The sequence below is a fragment of the Pseudomonas rubra genome (genome assembly GCF_028656935.1).
Lineage (GTDB): Bacteria > Pseudomonadota > Gammaproteobacteria > Pseudomonadales > Pseudomonadaceae > Aquipseudomonas > Aquipseudomonas rubra.
The window spans coordinates 274,200-296,202 of sequence record NZ_JAMDGZ010000002.1 but is presented as its reverse complement, the minus strand read 5'-3'; the positions used below and the strand labels follow the sequence as shown (position 1 = coordinate 296,202).

Here is a 22,003-nt window from a genome sequence, read left to right as displayed (position 1 = left end):
CCAGTGAATCTTTAGCCATCGTGCGAGTCTGAGCGTGGATCGCCGTGACGGTCGTCACCTCACCTGTCTACGCTATCCTTGTGCGAGACTCACGCAGGAATCCAGCGCAATATGAATGTCCTGATCGTTGATGACGAACCCCAAGCCCGGGAACGCCTGAGCCGACTGCTCGGCGAACTGGAGGGCTATACCGTGCTGGAGCCCAGCGCCACCAATGGCGACGAGGCCCTGGCCCTGATTGACAGCCTCAAGCCTGAGGTGGTCCTGCTCGACATTCGCATGCCCGGGCTTGATGGCCTGCAGGTCGCTGCCCGGCTATGCGAGCGCGAAGCACCGCCTGCGGTAGTGTTTTGCACCGGTGACGAGGAGTTCACCGTAGAGTCGTTCAAAGACAGCACCCTGGGCTATGTGCTCAAACCGGTGCAAGCCGACACCCTGCGCGAAGCCTTGCGCAAGGCCGAGCGCCCCAACCGCGTGCAACTGGCGGCGCTGACTCGCCCGGCGGCGGAAAGCGGCAGTGGTCCGCGCAGCCATATCAGCGCCCGCACCCGCAAGGGCATTGAGCTGATTCCCCTCGACCAGGTGATCTATTTCATTGCGGATCACAAATACGTGACCTTGCGCCATGAGCATGGCGAAGTGCTGCTCGATGAGCCGCTCAAGGCCCTGGAAGACGAGTTTGGCGAGCGCTTCGTGCGCATTCACCGCAACGCACTGGTCGCCCGCAACCGCATCGAACGCCTGCAGCGCACGCCACTGGGGCATTTTCAGCTGTTTCTCAAAGGCCTCAATGGCGACGCCCTGATCGTCAGCCGCCGGCATGTGGCGGGCGTGCGCAAAATGATGCAGCAACTGTAAGAACGGCCACCATGGAGCAGAGAACGGCCAGGGAGGGTTGGCTTGTTCCATGATTTAGATCTGCTAGCGGTCTGGACTGAGCTGTTATCATCGGGCGAATCTATCTCGTACGGATCGTTCCATGTCCACTCGCGAAATCCGCATTGCCACCCGCAAAAGTGCCCTTGCCCTGTGGCAGGCCGAATACGTCAAAGCCCGTCTTGAACAGGCTCATCCTGGCCTGGTCGTGACCCTGGTGCCGATGGTCAGCCGTGGCGACAAGCTGCTCGACTCGCCGTTGTCGAAAATCGGCGGCAAGGGCCTGTTCGTCAAGGAGCTGGAAACCGCGCTGCTGGAGAACGAAGCCGACATCGCCGTGCACTCGATGAAAGACGTGCCCATGGACTTCCCGGAAGGCCTGGGCCTGTTCTGCATCTGTGAACGCGAAGATCCGCGTGATGCCTTCGTTTCCAATACCTTCAAAAGCCTCGAGGCACTGCCGGCCGGCAGCGTTGTCGGCACCTCCAGCCTGCGCCGCCAGGCGCAATTGCTGACCCGTCGCCCGGACCTAGAGATCCGCTTTCTGCGTGGCAACGTCAACACCCGCCTGGCGAAACTCGACGCCGGCGAGTACGACGCTATCATCCTTGCCGCTGCAGGCCTGATTCGCCTGGGTTTCGAAGACCGGATCACCTCCAGCATCAGCGTCGACGACAGCCTGCCTGCGGGTGGCCAGGGTGCGGTGGGTATCGAGTGCCGCAGTGTCGACAGCCAGATCCACGCGTTACTGGCGCCGCTGCATCACGCCGATACGGCCGACCGGGTCACTGCCGAGCGTGCGCTGAACAAGCACCTCAATGGCGGCTGCCAGGTGCCTATTGCCTGCTACGCGGTACTTGAAGGCGAGCAACTGTGGCTGCGCGGCCTGGTCGGCGAGCCGGCGGGCGGCAAGCTGCTCACCGCCCAGGCGCGCGCTCCGCGCAAGGATGCCGAGGCACTGGGCATCCAGGTTGCTGAAGACCTGCTTGGGCAAGGCGCCGAAGACATCCTCAAGGCAGTGTACGGCGAGGCCGGGCACCCGTGAGCAGTTGGCGCCTGCTGCTGACCCGCCCGGCAGAAGAGTGTGCGGCGTTGGCCAGCACGCTGGCCGAACAGGGCGTGTTCAGCAGCAGCCTGCCACTGCTGGAAATCGAGCCGCTGACGTTACTGCCAGAGCAACTGCACCAGGTGCAAGCGCTCGATCAGTACTGCGCGATCATCGTCGTCAGCAAGCCGGCCGCACGCCTGGCCGTTGAACAGCTGAAGGCGCACTGGCCGCAGCCTCCCAAGCAGGCCTGGTTTACCGTCGGCGCGGCCACGGCGCAGATTCTCGACGATCATGGCCTCAACGTCAGTTTCCCTCCTCAAGGCGACGACAGCGAAGCGCTGCTGCAACTGTCGGCCTTGACCCAGACGCTCAAACGGCCGCAGCCACGGGTGCTGATCATCCGCGGCGAAGGCGGCCGCGAACTGCTCGCCGAACGCCTGGCCACATTGGGGGCGCAGGTCGATTACCTCGAGTTGTATCGCCGCGGCCTGCCGCATTACCCTGAGGCCACCCTGGCCCGGCGTATTGCCGGGGAACGCCTGAACGGCCTGGTGGTCAGCAGTGGGCAGGGTTTTGAACACCTGTGCCAACTGGCCGGTGAAGACTGGCCACGGCTGGCGCAACTGCCATTGTTCGTGCCCAGCCCGCGGGTGGCAGAACTTGCCCGCGCCAGTGGCGCACAGAATGTAGTGGATTGCCGTGGTGCCAGTGCCATGGCTTTGCTGGCAACATTGCAGGAAACTCCTGCACCAGCCCCCTAAGGCGCTAAGCTCATTGCGACGTGCCGCAAAGCAAAGGATGGATACGTGAGCGAAACTGTCTTGCCCAACGATGAACTCAAGGCCCCAGAGGCGCCTGCGCAAACCCCCGTCGAACCTGCCAAGCGGTCCGGCAATGGTCTGGCAATCCTGGCCTTGTTGCTGGGCGCGGCAGGTGTAGCTGTCGGTGGGTGGGGGGTATGGCAGGTTCGCCAGCTCCAGAACACCGAGCAGGGCCAGGTGCAGAGCCTGCAGACCCTGAGCGAGCAAACCCGCACCTTGCAAGAGCGCGAACAGCAGCTTTCCGCTCAACTGGCGGTGTTGCCGCCGGCTTCCGAGCTCGAGGATCGTCGCCGCCTGGTCGCCCAGTTGCAGGGTGATCAGCAGCGCTTGAGTCAGCGCCTGGAAACCATCCTCGGCGCCAGCCGCAAGGACTGGCGCCTGGCCGAAGCCGAGCACCTGCTGCGCCTGGCCAGCTTGCGCTTGTCCGCCTTGCAGGACATCGTCAGTGCCCGTGAACTGGTCAAGGGCGCCGATGAAATCCTCCGTGAACAGAGCGACCCGGGCTCCTTTGCCGCCCGTGAGCAATTGGCCAAGAGCCTGGCAACCCTCAGCAGCGTCCAGCAGCCCGATCGTACCGGCCTGTTCCTCAAGCTGGCAGCCCAGCGCGAGCAAGTACTGCAGCTCAGCGCCCAGTCACCGGAGTTCAACAGCAACGCCGATGCTCTCGGCGCGCTGACTGCCGAGGGTGATGGCGCCAGTCGCTGGTCGCAGTGGTGGGCCGAGCTGTCCAAGTATTTCCAGATTGACTTTGATGCCGACGACAACATTCGCCCATTGTTGGCCGGGCAGTCGCTCAACCAACTGCGCCTGGCTCTGAGCCTGACTATCGAACAAGCCCAATGGGCTGCGCTCAATGGTGAAGCCAAGGTCTATGCCCAGGCCCTGGATGACGCTCGCAGTGTGCTGCTGGCCAACTTCAATCCGGACAACCCGCAGAGCCAGGCCATGCTTGCCAGCCTCAACGAACTGGCCGAGCAGCCGGTTGCCGTGGTGGTGCCGGACTTGGCGGACAGCCTCAGTGCGGTTCAGGCTTACCTTGCGCGTCGGCACCTGCCGGTCGAGGAGGCCAAGCCATGAAGCGCGTCTACCTGCTGGCGGTGATAGCGATTGCAGTTGCCGCTGTGCTCGGAATCGCGATCGCCAAGCACAGCGGCTATGTGCTGATTTCCTACGGCAGTTTTCGCTATCAATCTGGCCTGTGGGCGGCGTTGGCGGCCTTGGCCGGGGTCATCCTGGCTGTTTTGCTGGTGCGTTACCTGGTTGGCCTGGTGCTGACCTCAGGTGGCGTGGTCAACCCCTGGTCACGACGTAATCGCAGCCGGCGCACACAGCTGGCGATCGAGCAGGGCCAACTGGACCTCGCCGAAGGTCGCTGGGCCAGCGCTCAGCGCCATCTGCACCGTGCCGCCGAGGCTGAACGCCAGCCGCTGCTGTACTACCTCGGGGCCGCCCGTGCGGCAAACGAGCTGGGGCGCAGCGAAGACCGCGACAACCTGCTGGAGCGGGCGCTGGAGCGTCAGCCAGAAGCCGAGCTGGCGATTGCCCTGAGCCATGCCCAGTTGCAGATGGATCGTGGTGACAGTGATGCGGCCCTGGTTACCCTGCAAGCCATGCAGGAGCGCCATCCTCACAATGTTCAGGTGTTGCGCCTGTTGCAGCGCCTGTACCGCGAGCGTGGCGACTGGTCGGCCTTGATTCGCCTGCTCCCCGAACTGCGCAAAGATAAAGTGCTGCCGGCACCTGAGCTGGCCGAGCTGGAGCGCCGCGCCTGGGGTGAGAACCTGAGCCTGGCGGTCAGCCGTGAAGGCGACGAACAGACCGCCCGGCAATCCCTTGAGCGGGCCTGGCAGCAGCTTACTGCTGCGCAGCGCCAGGAGCCGCAGTTGGTATCGGCCTATGCTGAGCAGTTGCGCCAGCTAGGCGCTGAAAGTGAAGCCGAACAAACCTTGCGCACAGCCCTCAAACGTCAGTACGAAAGCCATCTGGCGCGTCTCTATGGCCTGGTGCGTGGTAGCGATCTGGCGCGTCAGTTGCAAACCGCCGAAGGCTGGCTCAAGGCTCACCCGGATGACCCGAGCCTGTTGCTGACCCTTGGGCGTCTGAGCCTGCAGAACCGTCTATGGGGCAAGGCGCGTGATTACCTGGAAAGCAGCTTGCGCGTGCAGCGCAACCCTGAAGCCTGCGCCGAGCTGGCACGCCTGCTCGCCGGCCTGGGTGACACCGAGCGCAGTAACCAGCTGTTCCAGGAAGGCTTGGGTATGCTTGATGAGCGCTTGCTGGCATTACCCTTGCCAGAGGTGGTTCGAGCTTGATGTACCCATGGGCGCGCTGTACTGGGCGCGCCTGTGGGGTTAAGGTAACTTCCTACGCATACTGGTAAAACACCTCTCAAAACCCTGTAAATCTTTCTTGCGACGTTCGCGATGCTTCCCTTGTGCATCTGCGATTTGTCCCTGTCGTCTTACCTTGATACACCCGGCGCCTATCCTCTACCGTTGCTGCCTACCTATTCCGCTTCTGGACTTGCCATGTCACGGGCCCGCTTGCGTTCACTGTTCTTTCCGGCCTTGCTGGCATCAGTGCTGGTCCAGGCTGCCGCTTATTACCTGGAATTTGGCATGGGACTGGTGCCTTGCCCGCTGTGCTACAGCCAACGGCTGTTCCTGGGTGCTTTTGCCCTGGTCTGTCTGTGTGCTGTCGTGCATTCCCCAGGGCGCCTTGGTACGCGCATTTATGCCGCGCTGGCGTTGTTCTTTGCCACCGGTGGGGCGCTCCTCGCCGCTCGGCACGTCTGGCTGCAGGGCAATTCGGCCCTGGCAGGCATCGAGTGCGAGCCGGCTTTTGACTACGTGATCGAGAACATGCCCGTGCTTCAGGTCATCCAGGCAATGCTGGTCGGCAGCCCCGATTGCGTGCCTATCAACTGGAGCTTTCTTGACCTGACCATTCCTGAATGGAGCCTGTTGTCCTTCGTCCTTCTGGCGGCTTTGCCCACCTTTCGCCTGCTGGGCCGCGGAGGGTTGCTGTTCCACCGGGCGGTGAAAAGCTGAGTCCGGTTTTTTTCGCTTTGCAAGCGACCGACGGCAAAGGATGCCCGGATTAAACACTTGTATGAACTTTGTCGCCTGCGTACCTTGAAGGCTAGGGCGCACGGGAATAATCTCCTTGCACGCATACCGAAAAAACAGCTGCTCGATGCCGCTCTGCTGATTCCACCTTTGCTCTGCACACTTGCGGCGCGGGGGCAGGGGCATTACCCAGAAGGGAAGAGATCGCCATGCTAGATAGTTGTCAGAATGCTCAGGAACGCTGGGGTGGGGTTCATAAGCTCATTGACCGCTGGTTGGACGAGCGTGCAGAGCTGGTGACGGCTTTCCGCGAGCTGCGCGATGCCAAGCCAGCCTTTGCCGACAAGGACAAGAGCCGGGATTTCTGCGCGGTGCTGGTTGACTATGTTTCAGCCTGGCATTTCGAAGTGAGCGAACAACTGGTCAGCGAAGCCAAAGCCTTTGGCGATACGCGCGGGCTGGAGCTGGCCAAGCAGATCAGCCCGCGTATCGACGCAACCACTGAAATCGCGTCGGCGTTCAACGATCACTGCGACAAGGGTGACTGCAACGATCCTGAGCGTTTCTCGAAAAAGCTCAGCGAACTTGGCAGCCTGCTGCACGAGCGTTTCGAACTCGAAGACTGCCTGATCGAAGTGCTGCATAACGCACACAGCGAAGAAGGTACCGTCCAGGCCTGACGGCGCTGCCGGCCTTCAGTCGGCAACCCCGAGCAACTCGATTTCGAACACCAGTGGCGTGTAGGGCGCAATCAGGTCGCCCGCGCCGTCGGCACCGTAGGCCTGTGCCGAAGGAATCACCAGCCGCCACTTCGCCCCGGTTGCCATCTGCGGCAACGCCACTTGCCAGCCTTCGATCACACTGTCCAGATTGAACCATTGCGCTTGCTGGTTCTGATCGAACACCGTGCCATTCGGCAACTTGCCAACATAGCGAACCTGGACTTTGCCGCCAGCTTTTGGCTTGCTGCCAGTCCCGCTCTGCAACTCGCTGACGAGTATGCCTTCGGCCAGCTCGCGCACTCCGGTTTTAGCCCGTTCAGTGGCCATGAAACGTTTTTCCGCGCTCAGCAATTGCTCAGTCTGTGCTTGAGCCGCAGCCTCATTGGCTTGGCTCTCATGTTCGCTGAGTATCGCCGCCATACGCTCTTTGCTGAGCGCCAATGGCTTGTTCTGATAAGCCTGGCGCAACCCGTCGACCAAGGCATCAAGTTGCAGGCCCGGCACTTCCGTGCGCAGTCGCTCACCCAGGCTGGCGCCCAGACTATAGGCCAGATCATGGTCCGTGGCAGGGGCGGATTGAGGCGCTGCAATTAACGAACTGGGCAACAGCAACAAGGTAAGGATTAGATAGCGCGGCACAGGCTCGCTCCTGCTTCAGAGAACATGAAGTATGCCAGCCTTCGCCCATCACTTCGTGTAAATATCAGCAACACTTTTTGCAGCATCTACACTTGATTCCAGCTGCAGTGAGAACAACTTTGCCCAGGCATGCAACGCGGCGCATTTAATACTGTCAACATGCCCTAGCGGCGGTAGCAGCAGAAGCATAGTATGAGCCGCAATCTCGTCAGCCAGGAGGTAAACCATGTCGGCCAATAAGAAGCCAGTAAGTACGCCGTTGCACCTGCTCCAGCAACTCTCGGGCAGCTTGCTCGATCATTTGGAAAATGCCTGCTCGCAAGCGCTGGCTGATGCTGAAAAACTGCTCGCCAAGTTGGAAAAACAACGGGGCAAGGCACAGGAAAAACTGCACAAGTCGCGTCTTAAACTGCAGGACGCTGCCAAGGCTGGCAAAGCCAAGGCGCAGAACAAGGCCAAATCGGCTGTAAGCGAACTTGAAGGTTTGCTCGACAATCTGAAAGACCGTCAGTCACAAACCCGCACCTATATCCTGCAACTCAAGCGTGATGCCCAGGAAAGCCTGAAACTGGCCCAGGGTGTTGGCAAGGTCAAGGAAGCTGCCGCCAAGGCGCTGACCCTGCGTTCGGCCAAACCCGCTGCTGCCGCTGCCAAGCCAGCTACCAAGGCTGCCGCAAAACCTGCCGCCAAGCCCGCTGCAAAGCCTGCAGTTAAAGCTGCCGCTAAACCCGCTGCCAAGCCAGCCGCCAAACCTGCTGTCAAAGCACCAGCGCGCACTGCTGCTGCCAAGCCTGCAACCGCTAAACCCGCTGCCAAGCCTGTAGCCGCCAAGGCGCCGGCCAAGCCTGCAGCTAAACCTGCTGCGGCAAAACCTGTGACCAAGCCAGCCGCCAAACCTGCGGCCAAAGCACCGGCCAAACCCGCCGTTAAAACCGCAGCGGCCAAGCCTGCTGTCAAAGCACCAGCCAAGCCTGCTGCCAAACCTGCAGCGGCAAAACCTGCGGCCAAGCCCGCCGCCAAGCCTGCTGCTGCGAAGGCGCCCGCCAAGCCCGCGGCCAAACCTGCAGCAAAGCCCGCCGCAGCAAAAGCACCGGCCAAGCCAGCTACGCCTGCAGCCGCCAAGCCGGCTACGCCAGCCGCCGCAGCACCGGCCGCTACGTCGTCGCCTGCGTCAGCAGCTTCGGTAGCACCGGCTACTCAGACGCCATCTTCAGCGTCCTGAGCCGTCCGCATCACGACGCGCAGCCTGTGCATCACGACGCGCAGCCTGTGCAGCGCGTCGTGATGCACAGCGGCGCCCTTGGGTGCCAGCCAGCTGATCCAGTCCAGCTCCGCTTCGGGCATTGCAGTCCAGCCTTGGCAAGCCTGCTCAAGACGCTCCAGCAGGATGCGTTCTGCCGCTAACTCCAGACCTTTGAGCTGTTCACGAAGCCCCGCCAATCGTGCGTCCTTGGCTGCGTTGTCGCGCCAGCTGCTGCGCAAGCTGCGCAACGGCTCGACCACATCGGCTTGCCAGGCATTGGCCAGCGTCGTGAGTTGGCGCACCCGCTGCCGGTTTGGCGCAACGCCGCGCGCACTGAGCCACATGCCACAAAGCAGCAGGCAGACATCGCCACCCAGGTCCTGCCATTGCAGGCAGGCGGCTTCTACGCCCGGGCGGGCGTAAAGCTTCAAGGCAAAATTCCACAGGTCGGTGTGCATGGTCCCACTCGCGCCAGTTGCCGACGAAGCTGGTAGACTCCGCGGCCATTATGATCAGACTATCGAACCTCACTTTACAGCGTGGTCCACAGCGCCTGCTAGAAGGCGCCGAGTTGACCCTGCACGCCGGTCACAAAGCCGGCCTGATCGGTGCCAATGGCGCCGGTAAATCCAGCCTGTTCGCCTTGCTGCGCGGTGAACTGACGCCCGACTCCGGTGACTGCAAGTTACCGGCGGACTGGCGTATCGCGCACATGCGCCAGGAGGTCGATACCCTTGAGCGCCTGGCGGTCGACTACGTGCTCGATGGTGATGCCCGCCTGCGCAAGGTCCAGGCTGAATTGGCTGCAGCGGAAGCGGCGCACGACGGCACCGCCCTGGCGCGCCTGCATATCGAACTCGACAGCGCTGACGGCTACACCGCCGATGCTCGGGCGCGCAAGTTGCTGGCAGGCCTGGGCTTTACCAACGAGCAGATGGACCGCCAGGTCGGTGACTTCTCCGGTGGCTGGCGGATGCGCCTTAACCTGGCCCAGGCCCTGATGTGTCCGTCGGATCTGTTGTTGCTCGATGAACCGACCAACCACCTGGACCTGGACGCGATCCTCTGGCTGGAAGACTGGCTCAAAGGTTACCCGGGTACCTTGCTGCTAATTTCTCACGACCGTGACTTCCTCGATGCGGTGGTTGATCACGTGGCCCACGTCGAACAGTGCAAGCTGACTCTCTATCGTGGCGGCTATACCGCGTTCGAGCGCACCCGCGCCGAGCGTCTGGCGCAGCAGCAACAGGCCTTTGAGAAGCAGCAGGCGCAGCGCGCGCACATGGAAAAGTACATCGCCCGGTTCAAGGCCCAGGCGACCAAGGCCCGTCAGGCACAGAGCCGGATCAAGGCCCTGGAGCGCATGGAGGAGCTGTCGGCGGCCCATGTCGATTCGCCGTTCGACTTCGTTTTTCGCGAGTCGGAGAAAATCTCCAGCCCGTTGCTCGATCTGTCCGAAGGGCGTCTGGGTTATGGCGATAAGACCATCCTCGAGAAGGTCAAGCTGCAGCTCACTCCTGGGGCGCGGATCGGCCTGCTGGGCCCCAACGGCGCGGGCAAGTCGACCCTGATCAAGAACCTTGCCGGTGAGCTGGAGCCCCTGAGCGGGCGCCTGGTGCGCGGCGAGAACCTCGCGGTTGGCTACTTTGCCCAGCATCAGCTCGACTCGCTGGACAACAAGGCCAGCCCGCTGCTGCACCTGCAGCGTCTGGCTCCGACCGAGCGCGAACAGACCCTGCGCGACTTCCTCGGTGGTTTCGACTTCCGTGGCGCTCGTATCGACGAGCCGGTGTTGAATTTCTCCGGTGGCGAAAAGGCCCGTCTGGCCCTGGCCCTGATTGCCTGGGAGCGGCCGAACCTGTTGCTGCTCGACGAACCGACCAACCACCTGGATCTGGAAATGCGCTTGGCGTTGACCATGGCCCTGCAGGAATTCAGTGGCGCGGTGCTGGTGGTCTCCCACGACCGTCACCTGCTCAAGAGCACCACTGATGACTTCCTGCTGGTTGCCGACGGCAAGGTTGAAACCTTCGACGGTGATCTGGACGACTACAGCCGTTGGCTGGTCGAGTACCGTCAACGCACGGCCCCGGCCAGCAGCGCCCCGGTCAATGCCGACAAAACTGACAAGAAAGCTCAGCGCCAGGCGGCTGCAGCCCTGCGTCAGCAGTTGGCACCGCACAAGCGCGAAGCCGACAAGCTTGAGCGCGAACTGGGCAGCGTGCACGAGCATCTGGCCAGAGTCGATGCCAGCCTTGCTGACAGCGCCCTCTATGAGGTGGCGCGCAAGGACGAGTTGCGTGACCTGCTGGCCCAGCAAGCCAAGTTCAAGGTCCGTGAAGGGGAGCTGGAAGAAGCCTGGATGATTGCCCTGGAAACGCTTGAGAGCATGCAGGCGGAACTGGAGGCATTGTCCTGATGGAGTCCTTGCAGTGGCCATTGCCGGTGGAATGGATCGCACCGTTCTGGCTGGGCTTGCAGATCCTGTTGATCCTTTCGGCGGCCTTCATCCTGCAGCGTTTGATTGCCCGTTGCCTGAAGCGTCTTGGCGAGCGCTACCCGTTGCCGCCCGAGTTGCTGATGCCGCTGCGTGGAGGTCTGCGCTGGCTGATCATGGGCAGTGCGCTGATCTTCGTCCTCGAGCGCCTGGGCGTCTCCGCTACAGTGCTGTGGACTGCCTTGTCCGGTTTTGTTGCGGTGGCTGCGGTGGCGTTCTTCGCCATGTGGAGCGTGCTGTCGAATCTGCTCTGCGCGGTGCTGATCTTTACTGTCGGGCCGTTTCGTATCGGTGATGTGGTCGAGTTAGTCGAGACCATCGACAAGCCGGGCGTAAAGGGCCGGGTGGTCGCCATCAATCTGTTGTTCACCACCTTGATCGAACTGCCCGAAGCGGGCGGCGCGCTGGTACAGGTGCCCAATAGCCAGTTCTTCCAGAAATCGGTACGGCGCTGGCGCGGTGCCGAAGTATTGCCACTGGTGGGCGAGAGCAAGACCCCGGGCAATTGATCGGTCGCGGAAAAAAAGCGTGGTGATTTTTTCGCCAGGGCACTAGCTTAGGGGTTTGTAACAAGCTAGTGCCGAGGTGCGCGATGTCATTGGAAACGTGGTTGGCCTTTTTTGCCGCTTGCTGGGTGATCAGTCTGTCGCCGGGTGCCGGGGCCATCGCCTCGATGTCCTGCGGCCTGCAGTACGGCTTCTGGCGTGGTTACTGGAATGCCCTGGGCCTGCAACTGGGCCTGGTGCTACAGATCGCGATCATTGCTGCTGGCGTCGGCGCCATCCTCGCTGCATCGGCCACCGCCTTTCAGGTAATCAAATGGTTTGGTGTCGCCTACCTGGTGTACCTGGCGATCAAGCAGTGGCGCGCGTTACCGGCTGACATCACCGACGATTCCGCGGTGCGGCCGATCGGCAAACCGCTGAGCCTGGTGTTTCGCGGCTTTCTGGTCAACGTCAGCAACCCCAAGGCACTGATCTTCATGCTTGCGGTGCTTCCGCAGTTTATCAACCCGCATGCTGCGCTGTTGCCACAGTACCTGATCATCACCGCGACCATGGTGACGGTCGACCTGCTGGTCATGGCCGGTTACACCGGGCTGGCGGCCAAGGTCTTGCGCCTGTTGCGCACTCCCAGGCAGCAGCGGCGCATGAACCGTACCTTTGCCGGATTGTTCCTGGGCGCAGCGACCTTGCTGGCGACTATTCGCCGGGCACCGGTTTAGCAATCTATCGCGGGGCAAGCCCGCTCCTACAGTGGGAGCGGGCTTGCCCCGCGATAGATTCACCGCACACTAAAAAGGCGACCCGAAGGTCGCCTTTTTAGTTTTTCAACGCAGGATCTGCGCCGGTTCATCAGGTGGCAGGTTGTTACGCGCCGGTGCACGTTCGTGCCCCGGTACGCTACCGCCCAGTTGCTCGGCCATCTGCCGGGCAACGTCCATCCCCAACTCCTTCGACACCTCACGCACCACCCGTGGGCGGTTCAGGGTCACGCGCACATCCTGGCTGTTGACCAGTTTGGTGTCCTGGCCTTCGCCCATGGCGGTGAACGCCGAGGTGATCTCGTAGGTCTTGGTGTTGATCAGGCTGAAGTCGGCCACCAGGCTCAGGCCCAGAATGGCCGAATAGCTGTTGGTGTTGTCCAGGGAGGTGATATCGCGCTGGAAGTCGATATCCGACAAGGTGCCGAACAGCACGTAGTCGGCACCCTTGAAGTTGCCGTTCTTGATGCGCCGGATCACGTCATACACATCGCCCTTGGCGTCAGCGGTGTAGGGCGTGCCCTGAACCAGCTGGAACATCCCGGACTTGAGAATCTCGCCCTTGATGTCGCCGGTGAACTTGCGCAGTTCAGTCTGCTCGATGTAGCTGTCACGGCTCTCGTACTCGCTGTAGCTCGACGAGCCACTGGCGTGGTACATGCTTGCCTGGCCGCTGCTCTGCGCCGAGACCGTGTGGATGTACTGCTCCACACGTTCCTGGTAGGCGAGGTCGGTTACCGCGACTTTGGGGGCCGCTTGCACGCTGAACGCGCAAGCCAGGCCCAGAACGCCCATCCATGCACGCATTGCTTAGCGCTCCGTGGTCTTGCGGATTTCTTTTTCGTCCATCCACTCGGCCAGGCCGCTTTCAACGTCGATCAGCTGCAGGCTGAACTTGTAGAACACGTCCTTGTAGTCGCTGCTGCGCTTGACGATCGAGCTGATCGAACCTTCCAGGCGGTACTTGGCGGCGATCATGTTGCCGGTCTTGGCCACGGTGCCTTTCTTGTACAGGCCGCTTTGATTCTGCAGCTTGAGCTGGTCGACCTGGCTCTGCATCTGGGTGTTGTCGCTGGCGAAGCGAGCAGTGCCGGACTTCATCAGCTGGGTCTTGATCGACGTGGTGATCTCACGGGTGTCGATGTATTCGCTGGTCTTGTTCTTCACGTCATAGACCTGAACCACCGGGCGGCCCTGAAGGATGCCGGATTGGGCCAGGGAGCGAGTCATGGACTCGGCGATCATCTGCAGGTCGGTCGAACCGAACTCGTTGGTGACCAGTTCCACGGCCTTGCTGTCGCCGTAACCGATGTTCTTGCCACCCAGGACTGGCGACGGGGTGCTGCAACCGCTGACCAGGGCAATGGTGAGGGCGGCGAGGGAAATGCGTGCAATCATGAAAATGTGCTCCTGCAGAAATGATTACTGAGACTGAACTTCAACGCGGAAGTCGGTGGCCTGTGGGACCGGGGCAATGGCCGGCAGCACGCTGGCCTGCTTGCCGTAGAGCGTCAGGGTCTTCCAGCTCTCCTCATCGGCCACCGGGAAACCGTCGTTGCCCAGCCAGGCGAAGCGATAGAACAGGGTCTTGTTGCTGCTGCTGGTGTTGTTCAGGGAAACCTTGACGGTCAAGAAGCCGTTCTCGCGCGCGACGCGCATCGGACCGGTTTCGATGTTCTTCAGGTTGCCCATTTTCACTACCTTGCTGGCAGCGCTGCCAGGCTCTGGTGGCGGTGGGGTCGCGCAACCGGCCAACAGGGCGGTGACGAGAACGGCGAGCAATTTGATACGCATGGCGCTTCCTTAAGGTTGTTTGAGGCTGGCGACAGCCTGGCCAGTGGCTTTGGGTTCCACCTGCAGGGCAGGACCACCGGCGAAGACCTGGTTGCCGACCACGCGCAAGGTGACCACCTGGAACGGCCGGTCGATCTTCACGCTGACCTGGCTGCCGCCCAAGCTCGACGGCAGGCTCAGCTGGTGTTCGCCCTGGCGCAGGCGTACACGGGCAACCTGGGTTTCGTCAGGCAGGGTGCGCCAGGTACGGGTGTCGGCGCCTTCGGTGATGGTCGAGGCGATACCGACCGCCAGGCCGGCCAATGGGTTGACGTCGTTCAGCTGCTTTTGCGCCACACCACGGGTGATGGCCCGCACGCTGGTACGCAGGATGATGCCTGGCATGTCATCGCGCAGGGCGCGGCGGGACATGGCAGTGGTGCTGTTGAGAGCGGTGAGCTTCAGCTCGCGGTCGTTCAGGTAGATCTCGCTGAAGTGCGCGGTAGAGGTGTCTTCCTTGATGACCGGGAATGACAGCGGGGTGATCACCAGGTTGCCGCTGATGGGCAGCGGCAGCGGGATGCGTACCGAGTCGCGGGCCGGGGCCAGGCCGCTCTGGATCACGATCAATACGTCGCTGTCGGTGGTTTTTGCCGCAGTTTTGTCCAGCTCGAGTAGGGCCTGCTCCAGCAGTGGGGTGTTCGGACGCAGCTCGGCGGCCTTACGGTAACCCGGTGCGGCCAGGCCTTTTTCACCCAGGGCTTCGTACACGTAGCCGGACAGGTAATGACTGAACGCACTCTGGTAGCTGTTTTTCAGCCCGACCACTTCTGGGGCATCAAGGGCGGCTACAGGGTAGCCCTGCAGGTCCTTGTACTCGGTCTTGACGCCTTCTTTCTCGGCCTCTTCCTCGCGCTTGAGGTATTCCTTGTCACGCAGCTCGGCAATCACCGCCTCACGTTCGTGCGTTTTCTTGATTTCGGTGCGCGCGCCATCGAAGTCGTTCTGGGCCAGCAGGTTCAGGGCCATCTGCGTGGTCAGCATGACTTTTTCGTAGTCATAGCCTTCGTAGCGGCGAACCTTGTCGTTGACCAGGTAGCTGCCGAACTGGCTCAGGTACTTGTCGGTGTCGAGCTTGACCGACTCTTCCCACTTGAACACCACGTCATCGGCGCTGCGCCAGGCGACTTGGCTGCCGGTCAGGTCACCCTTGGAGCGCAGCAATTCACCCTTCTCGAAGTAGTAGAGAAGGTCTTTGTCCTCACCCTTGTTGTTTTTCTCCAGCAGCGCCAGGGCCGCATCGACGTTGCCGCTGCTCAGGTGCTGGTTGGTTTCTTGAAGTTCGCTGTCATAGCTGCGAAAGGCCGAGCAACCTGCAAGTTGAACGGCGGCGACGAGGGTCGCGACGGTGAGGACACGGGATACCATCTGAATTCTTCTTCCCTGAATTGATGAGAGCCTGGGGGCGAGACGGCGGTCATCTCTTTGGCTTATATCGCCAAACACTCTTAAAAGAGAAGCCTAAATTCTTAACCGCTATAAGCGGCGCGGCATTATAGACGCATTTACTGGCTAATTAATGGCGTTTTGCTCAGCGAGCACGCTGTTATGCCAGCATTCCCATATCGGCCGACGAACGGTTGTTCTTTAACGGACTGACGGGTGACGTATTTGTCACAAAATTTTTCAAGGTTTCATCCGGCAAACCTTGAGCGAATTGCAGTGGAAGTGAACAATGCTTTACCTCGTATTTTCATTTGAGAGTCGCTCATGATTCCCCGTTCCCGCTTACTCGCCTGGGTGCTCTGGCCGGTGCTGGCGCTGAGCAGTGCCACGCTACTGGCCGACAGCGTCGATGGCGCCGCCAAGGCCCTGCACCTGCTCGACTACATCGGCGCCGATTACCCGGCCACCGTCGAGGCGGGCAAGGTCATCGACGAAGGGGAGTACCGCGAACAACTGGAATTCATCGATGTACTGCAGGGCCTGATCGTGGCGTTGCCGGCGCGGCCGGAGCGCCAGGCGCTGGAGCAAGGTGTGGTCACCTTGCGTCAGGCGGTCAGCCAGCGGCAGGACGGCCCTGGCGTTGCCCGTCAGGCACGGCAGCTCGGTGCGCAACTGGCGGTGGCGTATGAAGTCAGCCAGGCGCCGATCATCACCCCGGACCCGACGCGCGGTGCGCCGCTATATGCCCAGCATTGCTCGGTGTGCCATGGCGACAGCGGTGCCGGCGATGGTCCGGCCGGCCTTGGCCTGACCCCGCCACCGGCTAACCTGCGCAGTGCCGAGCGGCTTGACCGCTTGAGCCTGTTCGACCTGTACAACACCCTTGGCCTGGGGATCGAAGGCACCGACATGCCGTCGTTCGCCGACCAGCTCGATGAGCGTCAGCGCTGGGACCTGGCGACTTACATCGCCAGCTTCACTGCCGATCCGGCCAAGGCCAAGGGCGACAAAGCCTATAACTTGGCCGACCTGGCCCGTCAGACCCCCGCCGAAGTCGAAGCCAGCGAAGGGCCGCAGGCGCTGCTCATGTTCCGTGCCCAGCGAGCGCAACCGCCGCAGGTCCAGCGTGGCCCGGCGCAACTGCTGGACTACACCGCAACTACTCTGGACAAGAGCCTGGCGGCCTATCAGGCCGGTGATCATGAGCAAGCCTATGACCTGTCGGTAGCAGCTTATCTGGAAGGCTTCGAGCTGGTGGAAAGCTCGCTCGACAACGTTGATGCCACTGTACGCAAAGACACCGAAAAGTCGCTGATGGCCTACCGTCAGTCACTGCAGGACGGCTTACCCCTGGAGCAGGTGCAACAGCGCCTGGAGACGGCCAAGGCCAAGCTCAAGGACGCCGCTGGCCTGCTTGGCGGTGACGGCCTGAGCTGGTCGCTGAGCTATATCTCCGGCTTGCTGATCCTGCTGCGCGAAGGCCTTGAGGCCATTCTGGTGTTGGCGGCGATTCTGGCTTTCTTGCGCAAAACCGGCCAGCAGTCGGCGGTACGCAGTGTCAACGTCGGCTGGGGCCTGGCCTTGCTTGCCGGGCTGGGGACCTGGGCGTTGGCGGCTTATGTGATTGATGTCAGCGGTGCGCAGCGCGAGTTGCTTGAAGGCTGCACGGCGCTGTTCGCCAGTGTCATGGTGCTCTGGTTGGGCGTGTGGATGCATGATCGTCGTCACGCAGCAGCCTGGCAGGACTACATCAAGAGCAGCCTGGTCGGTGGTGGCGGGCGTTTCGGCTTTGCCGTGCTGGCGTTCTTTTCGGTGTACCGGGAGCTGTTCGAGGTCATCCTGTTCTATGAAACCCTCTGGCTGCAGTCCGGACCTGCCGGGCACAACGCGGTGCTGGCCGGTGGCGCTACGGCGCTGCTACTGCTGGTGGGGCTGGCCTGGGTGATTTTGCGTGGCTCGGCTAAATTGCCGCTGGCGCTGTTCTTCAGCATCAACGCGGCGTTGCTGTGTGCCTTGTCGGTGGTGTTCGCTGGCCACGGGGTCAAAGCCTTGCAGGAAGCTGGCGTGTTTGGCACCCGTCCAGTGGCATTCTTCGACTTCGACTGGCTGGGCATCCATGCCGACGCCTATTCGCTGGCCGCGCAGGCGCTGGCATTGCTGGCCATCGCGATCCTCTACGGGCGTAGCCGCCTGGCCGAGAAGCGCCGCCAGCCAGCAGGCTGATTTGAAGCAAAACGGGCGAGCAGGGATACTGTTCGCCCGTTTTTGTTGGAAACATCTGCCATGCGCGTGTGGATCGATGCCGACGCCTGCCCCAAGGCGGCCAAGGATCAACTGGTCAAATTTGCCCTCAAGCGTCAGCTGGAAGTGGTGCTGGTCGCTGGGCAGAGCCAGATCAAACCGGCCTTTGCCTGCGTCAAGCTCATCGTCGTACCCAGCGGGCCGGATGCTGCCGACGATTACCTGGTCGAGCATGCCGTGCCTGGCGAGTTGGTGATTTGCAGTGACGTGCCGCTGGCCGATCGCCTGGTCAAGAAGGGCGTTGCCTGTCTCGACCCGCGTGGCAAGGAGTTTGATGAAGACAACATGGGCGATCGCCTGGCGGTGCGCAACCTGTTCACCGACCTGCGTGAGCAGGGACAGGTCGGTGGCGGGCAGGCGCCTTATGGCGATCGTGAGAAGCAGGCCTTCGCCAACTCACTGGACCGTATCCTGACCCGCTTGGGTGGGAGCGGGCTTGCCCCGCGAAGAGGCCGTTAGCGGCAGCAGGTTGTCTTCGCGCCCGATCGCGGGGCAAGCCCGCTCCTACACGGGGTGTTCAGTCGTTTTCGTGGGTCAGTTCCAGCACCCGGTCGACCAGCTTGTAGATGCCGCCAGCGGCTTCACTGATGCTTTTTGCCAGCATGTAGGCCGGGGTGCTGACCAGTTTGCGCTGGGTGTCTTCGACGATGTCATGGACATCGCACTCTTCATGGGTGCCGCCCATCTTGACGATGGCGGCGCTGGTGCCAGCATCGTTGCCGATGGTGCAGACCACGCCGGGGCCGTAGATCTTGGCTGCCAGGGCCGGTGAGATGCAGATCAGGCCAACCGGCTTGCCGGCTTCGGCAAAGGCTTCAGCCAGCGCCAGGACGTCCGGGTTCACGCTGCAGCCCGCACCTTCCACGGCAAAGTTCGAGAGGTTTTTCGCCGCGCCAAAGCCGCCCGGCACGATCAGCGCATCGAAGTCCTTGGCGTCGGCTTCGCGCAGGTCCTTGACCTCGCCGCGGGCGATCCGCGCCGATTCCACCAGCACATTGCGGGTCTCGGGCATTTCTTCGCCAGTCAGGTGATCGATCACGTGCATTTGCGCGATGTTCGGCGCAAAGCACTGCACTTGCGCACCGCGTTGGTCGAGGCGCAGCAGGGTGATCACGCTTTCGTGAATTTCGGCGCCGTCATAGACGCCACAGCCGGAAAGAATCACAGCAACTTTTTTTGCGGTCATGCTCACTACTCCCGATTCGAGGCGCTAAATGTCCTCTAGTTTGGCAGATGTCGCCATAGGGTTTATGCCATTCCCGGCCTAATCTTGCAGGATAGGCTGGAGATGGAAGACCCATGGACCTGATCCTGTTGGCGGTACCGTTTTTCATTGTGCTGATCGTTGTCGAATTGCTCGCCGATCGGTTGCGGGGCGTGCGCACCTATCGCCTGGCTGATTCGATCAACAGCCTCAGCGCCGGCGTGCTGTCGACCACCACGGGCCTGCTGACCAAGGGCGTGGGCCTGGTGACCTATGCGCTGGCCTGGGAGCACCTGGCGCTGTTCGAGTTGCCGGGCGAGGCGTTGTGGGTGTGGGTGCTGGCGTTCGTCGTCTATGACTTTTGCTATTACTGGCTGCACCGCTTCGGCCACGAGCGCAACATCCTCTGGGCCGCGCATTCGGTGCATCACCAGAGCGAGGACTACAACCTGTCCACGGCCCTGCGCCAGACCAGCAGCGGATTTTTGCTGTCGTGGATCTTCTACCTGCCACTGGCTGTGCTGGGGGTGCCGCCGCTGGTGTTCATCACCGTTGCGGCGCTGAACCTGCTGTACCAGTTCTGGGTGCACACCCGGCACATCCCCAAACTGGGTTGGTTCGAATGGCTGTTCATCACCCCGTCCAATCATCGCGTCCACCATGCGCAGAACCCTCTGTACTTGGATCGCAACTACGGCGGAGTGTTCATTGTCTGGGACCGTCTGTTCGGCACCTTTCAGGAAGAGGATGACAACGAACCGGTGATTTTCGGCGTGACCACGCCACTGGCCAGCTGGAATCCGCTGTGGGCCAACCTGCAGTTCTATGCTCAGCTGTGGAGCGATGCGCGGCGGGCCGAGCGCTGGCGGGACAAGCTGCGGATCTGGTTCATGCCTACCGGCTGGCGCCCGGATGATGTGGAGCGGCGTTATCCGCAGGCCAAGCAGGACCTGAGCCGCTTCAAGAAATTCGAGGTGCCCCTGGCCTGGCCGCAGCAGCTCTATGTGGCGCTGCAGTTTGCGGTGTATGTGGGCTTGGGCAGTTACTTGATGGAGCGTGCCGAGCAGTTGTCGGTCGCCGCCCTGCTGCTGGGCTGCGGCTTGATGGCGTTTGGCTTGTTTGTGCTGGGGACGGCACTGGAGAATAGGCCCTGGGCGTTACGGCTGGAGGTGCTGCGCCTGGGGGCGAATGTCCCGGCCATGGTGCTGGCCGGGATCACCGGCTTATGGCCGGTCACTGCCCTGGCGTGGGTCCTGCTGCTTGGCTACAGCTTGCTCAGCCTTGTCGGCCTCTATGGCAGCCGCTTCCTTGCGCGCAACACGCGCAGCCTTGAAGCGCCGGCGCAGCCACAGGCAGCCGCCGAGCAGCAGCAGGCCGCCGAGCACCCATAGCTCGTACTTCTTCACGTTGCCGAGCAAGCCTTCGAGAATGGCGCCAAAGTGATAGGCGGCGGCGCCCAGGGCCAGGGCCCAGACGGCGGCGCCAATGCCGTTGAGCAGCAGGTAGCGGCGCGGCGGGTAGCCGGACAGGCCGATGGCGACCGGCATCACCGTGCGCAGGCCGTAGACGAAGCGGAAGCTCAAGACCCAGATATCCGGATGGCGGCGTATGTGCTCCAGCGCGCGGTCGCCCATCATCTGCCAGCGCGGTTTGCGCGCCAGCAGCTTGCGCCCATGGCGACGGCCCATGAAGTACCACAGCTGATCACCCGCGTAGCTGCCGAAGAAGGCCACCACGACCACCAGGTTGATATCCATATATCCGCGGAACGCAAGGAAGCCTGCGAGAACCAGGATGGTCTCACCTTCGAAAAACGTGCCGAGAAAAAGGGCAAAATAGCCGAAATCCTGCAGGAATTGTTGGAGCATTTTCTGGGTGCTGGCGAAATGAACGCGAAGCCTAACCCTTCGTGGCCTCTGGGGAAAGTGTCCAAATGTGTCTCGACGTGAACATTTCCTACAAGGACAATGGCTGCGTCCTCAAGTCGCAGGGTTGCCCTTGGCTGTCATACAGGCGTCATAATGGCCGCTTATAACTGTCGCGCTCGCCCGCCTGCGCGGGCTCAGGAGTCTGCCGTGAGCTTTACCCCCGCTAACCGTTTGTTTCCTGCCACCCGTCTGCGTCGCAACCGTCGTGATGAATTTACCCGTCGCCTGGTTCGCGAAAATGTTCTGACTGTCGATGACCTGATTCTCCCGGTATTTGTCCTCGATGGCGAAAACCGCCGCGAAGAAATCGCCTCGATGCCGGGCGTCGAGCGTTTGTCCATCGACCTGTTGCTGGAAGCTGCGCAAGAGTGGGTAAACCTCGGGATTCCGGCCCTGGCCCTGTTCCCGGTTACTCCGGTAGAGAAAAAGTCCCTGGACGGCGCCGAAGCCTGGAACCCCGATGGCATCGCCCAGCGTGCCACCCGCGCCCTGCGTGAGCGCTTCCCGGAACTGGGGGTGATCACCGACGTTGCTCTGGACCCGTTCACTACCCACGGTCAGGACGGCATTCTCGATGAAGAAGGCTATGTCCAGAACGATATTACCGTCGATGCCCTGGTGCGCCAGGCGCTGTCCCATGCCGAAGCCGGCGCTCAGGTGGTTGCGCCATCGGATATGATGGACGGCCGCATCCAGGCCATTCGCGAAGCCCTGGAATTGGCCGGTCACGTCAACGTGCGGATCATGGCCTACTCGGCCAAGTACGCCAGCGCCTATTATGGTCCGTTCCGCGACGCGGTCGGCTCGGCACTGAACCTGGGCAAGGCAAACAAGGCCTCCTACCAGATGGACCCGGCCAACAGTAACGAAGCCCTGCATGAAGTGGCCGCCGACCTGTCGGAAGGCGCCGATATGGTCATGGTCAAACCGGGCATGCCGTACCTGGATATCCTGTACCGGGTCAAAGAAGAATTCAAAGTGCCGACCTTCGTTTACCAGGTCAGCGGCGAGTACGCCATGCACATGGCGGCAATACAGAACGGCTGGCTCAGTGAAGGGGTTATCCTTGAGTCCCTCACCGCTTTCAAACGGGCGGGCGCCGATGGCATCCTCACCTATTTCGCTGTTCGCGCTGCTCAATTGATGAGAGGGCAGTAACGCCCTTCAGGAACG

At 61.8% G+C, this 22,003-nt stretch carries 22 protein-coding genes and 2 pseudogenes; 16 read left to right on the top strand and 8 right to left on the bottom strand.

Features of this window, described 5'->3' with window-relative positions; genetic code table 11:
* Positions 1–7: 7 nt before the first annotated feature.
* The 8 genes and pseudogenes from M5G17_RS02135 to rsd form a co-directional block, all read left to right on the top strand.
* Positions 8–115 (top strand): annotated as a pseudogene (locus M5G17_RS02135) (sensor histidine kinase); the annotation flags it as partial.
* Entirely contained in the window at positions 112–858 is a 747-nt protein-coding gene (locus M5G17_RS02130) for a LytR/AlgR family response regulator transcription factor (protein ID WP_130261982.1), read from the top strand. The pseudogene M5G17_RS02135 and the gene M5G17_RS02130, both read left to right, overlap by 4 nt.
* Positions 859–979: 121 nt before the next feature.
* Complete coding sequence (gene hemC, locus M5G17_RS02125; RefSeq protein ID WP_273891357.1) at positions 980–1,921, top strand: hydroxymethylbilane synthase; 942 nt, start codon at positions 980–982, stop codon at positions 1,919–1,921.
* Positions 1,918–2,685, top strand: a complete 768-nt coding sequence (locus M5G17_RS02120) for a uroporphyrinogen-III synthase (RefSeq protein ID WP_273891356.1) — start codon at positions 1,918–1,920, stop codon at positions 2,683–2,685. Before hemC ends, M5G17_RS02120 begins: the two co-directional genes overlap by 4 nt.
* Positions 2,686–2,730: 45 nt before the next feature.
* Positions 2,731–3,822: a uroporphyrinogen-III C-methyltransferase gene (locus M5G17_RS02115; RefSeq protein ID WP_273891355.1), complete on the top strand. Its 1,092-nt coding sequence runs from the start codon at positions 2,731–2,733 to the stop codon at positions 3,820–3,822.
* A complete protein-coding gene (locus tag M5G17_RS02110) occupies positions 3,819–5,057 on the top strand; it encodes a heme biosynthesis protein HemY (protein WP_273891354.1) in 1,239 nt (412 codons plus the stop codon). Before M5G17_RS02115 ends, M5G17_RS02110 begins: the two co-directional genes overlap by 4 nt.
* A 216-nt stretch (positions 5,058–5,273) precedes the next feature.
* Positions 5,274–5,795, top strand: coding sequence for a disulfide bond formation protein B (locus M5G17_RS02105; protein ID WP_273891353.1), 522 nt, complete (start codon positions 5,274–5,276; stop codon positions 5,793–5,795).
* 227 nt (positions 5,796–6,022) lie between these two features.
* Positions 6,023–6,493 carry a sigma D regulator gene (gene rsd, locus M5G17_RS02100; RefSeq protein ID WP_273891352.1) on the top strand — a complete coding sequence of 157 codons (471 nt, stop codon included), beginning with the start codon at positions 6,023–6,025 and terminating at the stop codon, positions 6,491–6,493.
* A 15-nt stretch (positions 6,494–6,508) separates the two neighbouring features.
* Here rsd and M5G17_RS02095 read toward each other — a convergent pair whose 3' ends face one another.
* Complete coding sequence (locus M5G17_RS02095) at positions 6,509–7,174, bottom strand: FKBP-type peptidyl-prolyl cis-trans isomerase (RefSeq protein ID WP_273891351.1); 666 nt, start codon at positions 7,172–7,174, stop codon at positions 6,509–6,511.
* A 226-nt stretch (positions 7,175–7,400) separates the two neighbouring features.
* Between M5G17_RS02095 and M5G17_RS02090 the strand changes: the two genes are divergently transcribed.
* Entirely contained in the window at positions 7,401–8,396 is a 996-nt protein-coding gene (locus tag M5G17_RS02090) for an AlgP family protein (RefSeq protein WP_273891350.1), read from the top strand.
* Here M5G17_RS02090 and M5G17_RS02085 read toward each other — a convergent pair.
* Entirely contained in the window at positions 8,372–8,875 is a 504-nt protein-coding gene (locus tag M5G17_RS02085) for a TIGR02444 family protein (protein WP_273891349.1), read from the bottom strand. The two genes, M5G17_RS02090 and M5G17_RS02085, sit on opposite strands and share 25 nt — an antisense overlap.
* 50 nt (positions 8,876–8,925) lie before the next feature.
* Between M5G17_RS02085 and M5G17_RS02080 the strand changes: the two genes are divergently transcribed.
* The 3 genes from M5G17_RS02080 (at position 8,926) to M5G17_RS02070 (ending at position 12,139) form a co-directional block, all read left to right on the top strand.
* Positions 8,926–10,836 carry an ATP-binding cassette domain-containing protein gene (locus tag M5G17_RS02080; protein ID WP_273891348.1) on the top strand — a complete coding sequence of 637 codons (1,911 nt, stop codon included), beginning with the start codon at positions 8,926–8,928 and terminating at the stop codon, positions 10,834–10,836.
* On the top strand, positions 10,836–11,423 hold the full coding sequence (locus M5G17_RS02075) for a mechanosensitive ion channel family protein (protein WP_273891347.1): 588 nt from the start codon (positions 10,836–10,838) through the stop codon (positions 11,421–11,423). The genes M5G17_RS02080 and M5G17_RS02075 overlap by 1 nt, the downstream gene beginning before the upstream one ends.
* An 83-nt stretch (positions 11,424–11,506) precedes the next feature.
* Positions 11,507–12,139, top strand: coding sequence for a LysE family transporter (locus M5G17_RS02070; protein WP_273891346.1), 633 nt, complete (start codon positions 11,507–11,509; stop codon positions 12,137–12,139).
* Positions 12,140–12,244: 105 nt separating this feature from the next.
* Here the strand turns inward: M5G17_RS02070 and M5G17_RS02065 are convergent, their stop codons facing one another.
* The 4 genes from M5G17_RS02065 to M5G17_RS02050 are packed head-to-tail and all read right to left on the bottom strand — an operon-like array spanning position 12,245 to position 15,379.
* Complete coding sequence (locus M5G17_RS02065; RefSeq protein ID WP_115084758.1) at positions 12,245–12,985, bottom strand: penicillin-binding protein activator LpoB; 741 nt, start codon at positions 12,983–12,985, stop codon at positions 12,245–12,247.
* A 3-nt stretch (positions 12,986–12,988) separates the two neighbouring features.
* Positions 12,989–13,576, bottom strand: coding sequence for a penicillin-binding protein activator LpoB (lpoB, locus tag M5G17_RS02060; protein WP_273891345.1), 588 nt, complete (start codon positions 13,574–13,576; stop codon positions 12,989–12,991).
* 24 nt (positions 13,577–13,600) lie between these two features.
* Complete coding sequence (locus M5G17_RS02055; RefSeq protein WP_130261972.1) at positions 13,601–13,972, bottom strand: YcfL family putative periplasmic lipoprotein; 372 nt, start codon at positions 13,970–13,972, stop codon at positions 13,601–13,603.
* A gap of 9 nt (positions 13,973–13,981) precedes the next feature.
* A complete protein-coding gene (locus M5G17_RS02050) occupies positions 13,982–15,379 on the bottom strand; it encodes a COG3014 family protein (RefSeq protein WP_273891344.1) in 1,398 nt (465 codons plus the stop codon).
* Positions 15,380–15,721: 342 nt separating this feature from the next.
* Here M5G17_RS02050 and M5G17_RS02045 point away from each other — a divergent pair, with 342 nt between their 5' ends.
* Positions 15,722–17,620, top strand: coding sequence for a cytochrome c/FTR1 family iron permease (locus M5G17_RS02045; protein ID WP_273891343.1), 1,899 nt, complete (start codon positions 15,722–15,724; stop codon positions 17,618–17,620).
* A gap of 60 nt (positions 17,621–17,680) precedes the next feature.
* Positions 17,681–18,157 carry a YaiI/YqxD family protein gene (locus M5G17_RS02040; protein WP_273891342.1) on the top strand — a complete coding sequence of 159 codons (477 nt, stop codon included), beginning with the start codon at positions 17,681–17,683 and terminating at the stop codon, positions 18,155–18,157.
* Positions 18,158–18,215: 58 nt separating this feature from the next.
* On the opposite strand, the gene elbB is transcribed toward M5G17_RS02040, so the two are convergent.
* Positions 18,216–18,884: an isoprenoid biosynthesis glyoxalase ElbB gene (elbB, locus tag M5G17_RS02035; protein ID WP_273891341.1), complete on the bottom strand. Its 669-nt coding sequence runs from the start codon at positions 18,882–18,884 to the stop codon at positions 18,216–18,218.
* A gap of 113 nt (positions 18,885–18,997) precedes the next feature.
* Between elbB and M5G17_RS27790 the strand changes: the two are divergent.
* A pseudogene (locus tag M5G17_RS27790) lies at positions 18,998–20,068 on the top strand (sterol desaturase family protein); the annotation flags it as partial.
* Between the two features lie 57 nt (positions 20,069–20,125).
* On the opposite strand, the gene M5G17_RS02025 reads toward M5G17_RS27790, so the two are convergent.
* On the bottom strand, positions 20,126–20,770 hold the full coding sequence (locus M5G17_RS02025) for a DedA family protein (protein ID WP_273891339.1): 645 nt from the start codon (positions 20,768–20,770) through the stop codon (positions 20,126–20,128).
* Between the two features lie 207 nt (positions 20,771–20,977).
* Between M5G17_RS02025 and hemB the strand changes: the two genes are divergently transcribed.
* Positions 20,978–21,988 (top strand): porphobilinogen synthase, encoded by a 1,011-nt coding sequence (gene hemB / locus M5G17_RS02020; protein ID WP_273891338.1) that lies wholly within the window; start codon positions 20,978–20,980, stop codon positions 21,986–21,988.
* Positions 21,989–22,003 lie beyond the last annotated feature (15 nt).

What these genes read in the sequence shown, in the direction of transcription:
- M5G17_RS02130 (WP_130261982.1), top strand. Translation starts at nt 112, where the DNA reads ATGAATGTCCTGATCGTTGATGACGAACCCCAAGCCCGGGAACGCCTG.
- hemC (WP_273891357.1), top strand. Translation starts at nt 980, where the DNA reads ATGTCCACTCGCGAAATCCGCATTGCCACCCGCAAAAGTGCCCTTGCC.
- M5G17_RS02110 (WP_273891354.1), top strand. Translation starts at nt 3,819, where the DNA reads ATGAAGCGCGTCTACCTGCTGGCGGTGATAGCGATTGCAGTTGCCGCT.
- M5G17_RS02105 (WP_273891353.1), top strand. Translation starts at nt 5,274, where the DNA reads ATGTCACGGGCCCGCTTGCGTTCACTGTTCTTTCCGGCCTTGCTGGCA.
- rsd (WP_273891352.1), top strand. Translation starts at nt 6,023, where the DNA reads ATGCTAGATAGTTGTCAGAATGCTCAGGAACGCTGGGGTGGGGTTCAT.
- M5G17_RS02090 (WP_273891350.1), top strand. Translation starts at nt 7,401, where the DNA reads ATGTCGGCCAATAAGAAGCCAGTAAGTACGCCGTTGCACCTGCTCCAG.
- M5G17_RS02085 (WP_273891349.1), bottom strand. Translation starts at nt 8,875, where the DNA reads ATGCACACCGACCTGTGGAATTTTGCCTTGAAGCTTTACGCCCGCCCG.
- M5G17_RS02080 (WP_273891348.1), top strand. Translation starts at nt 8,926, where the DNA reads ATGATCAGACTATCGAACCTCACTTTACAGCGTGGTCCACAGCGCCTG.
- M5G17_RS02075 (WP_273891347.1), top strand. Translation starts at nt 10,836, where the DNA reads ATGGAGTCCTTGCAGTGGCCATTGCCGGTGGAATGGATCGCACCGTTC.
- M5G17_RS02070 (WP_273891346.1), top strand. Translation starts at nt 11,507, where the DNA reads ATGTCATTGGAAACGTGGTTGGCCTTTTTTGCCGCTTGCTGGGTGATC.
- M5G17_RS02065 (WP_115084758.1), bottom strand. Translation starts at nt 12,985, where the DNA reads ATGCGTGCATGGATGGGCGTTCTGGGCCTGGCTTGCGCGTTCAGCGTG.
- lpoB (WP_273891345.1), bottom strand. Translation starts at nt 13,576, where the DNA reads ATGATTGCACGCATTTCCCTCGCCGCCCTCACCATTGCCCTGGTCAGC.
- M5G17_RS02055 (WP_130261972.1), bottom strand. Translation starts at nt 13,972, where the DNA reads ATGCGTATCAAATTGCTCGCCGTTCTCGTCACCGCCCTGTTGGCCGGT.
- M5G17_RS02050 (WP_273891344.1), bottom strand. Translation starts at nt 15,379, where the DNA reads ATGGTATCCCGTGTCCTCACCGTCGCGACCCTCGTCGCCGCCGTTCAA.
- M5G17_RS02045 (WP_273891343.1), top strand. Translation starts at nt 15,722, where the DNA reads ATGATTCCCCGTTCCCGCTTACTCGCCTGGGTGCTCTGGCCGGTGCTG.
- M5G17_RS02040 (WP_273891342.1), top strand. Translation starts at nt 17,681, where the DNA reads ATGCGCGTGTGGATCGATGCCGACGCCTGCCCCAAGGCGGCCAAGGAT.
- elbB (WP_273891341.1), bottom strand. Translation starts at nt 18,884, where the DNA reads ATGACCGCAAAAAAAGTTGCTGTGATTCTTTCCGGCTGTGGCGTCTAT.
- M5G17_RS02025 (WP_273891339.1), bottom strand. Translation starts at nt 20,770, where the DNA reads ATGCTCCAACAATTCCTGCAGGATTTCGGCTATTTTGCCCTTTTTCTC.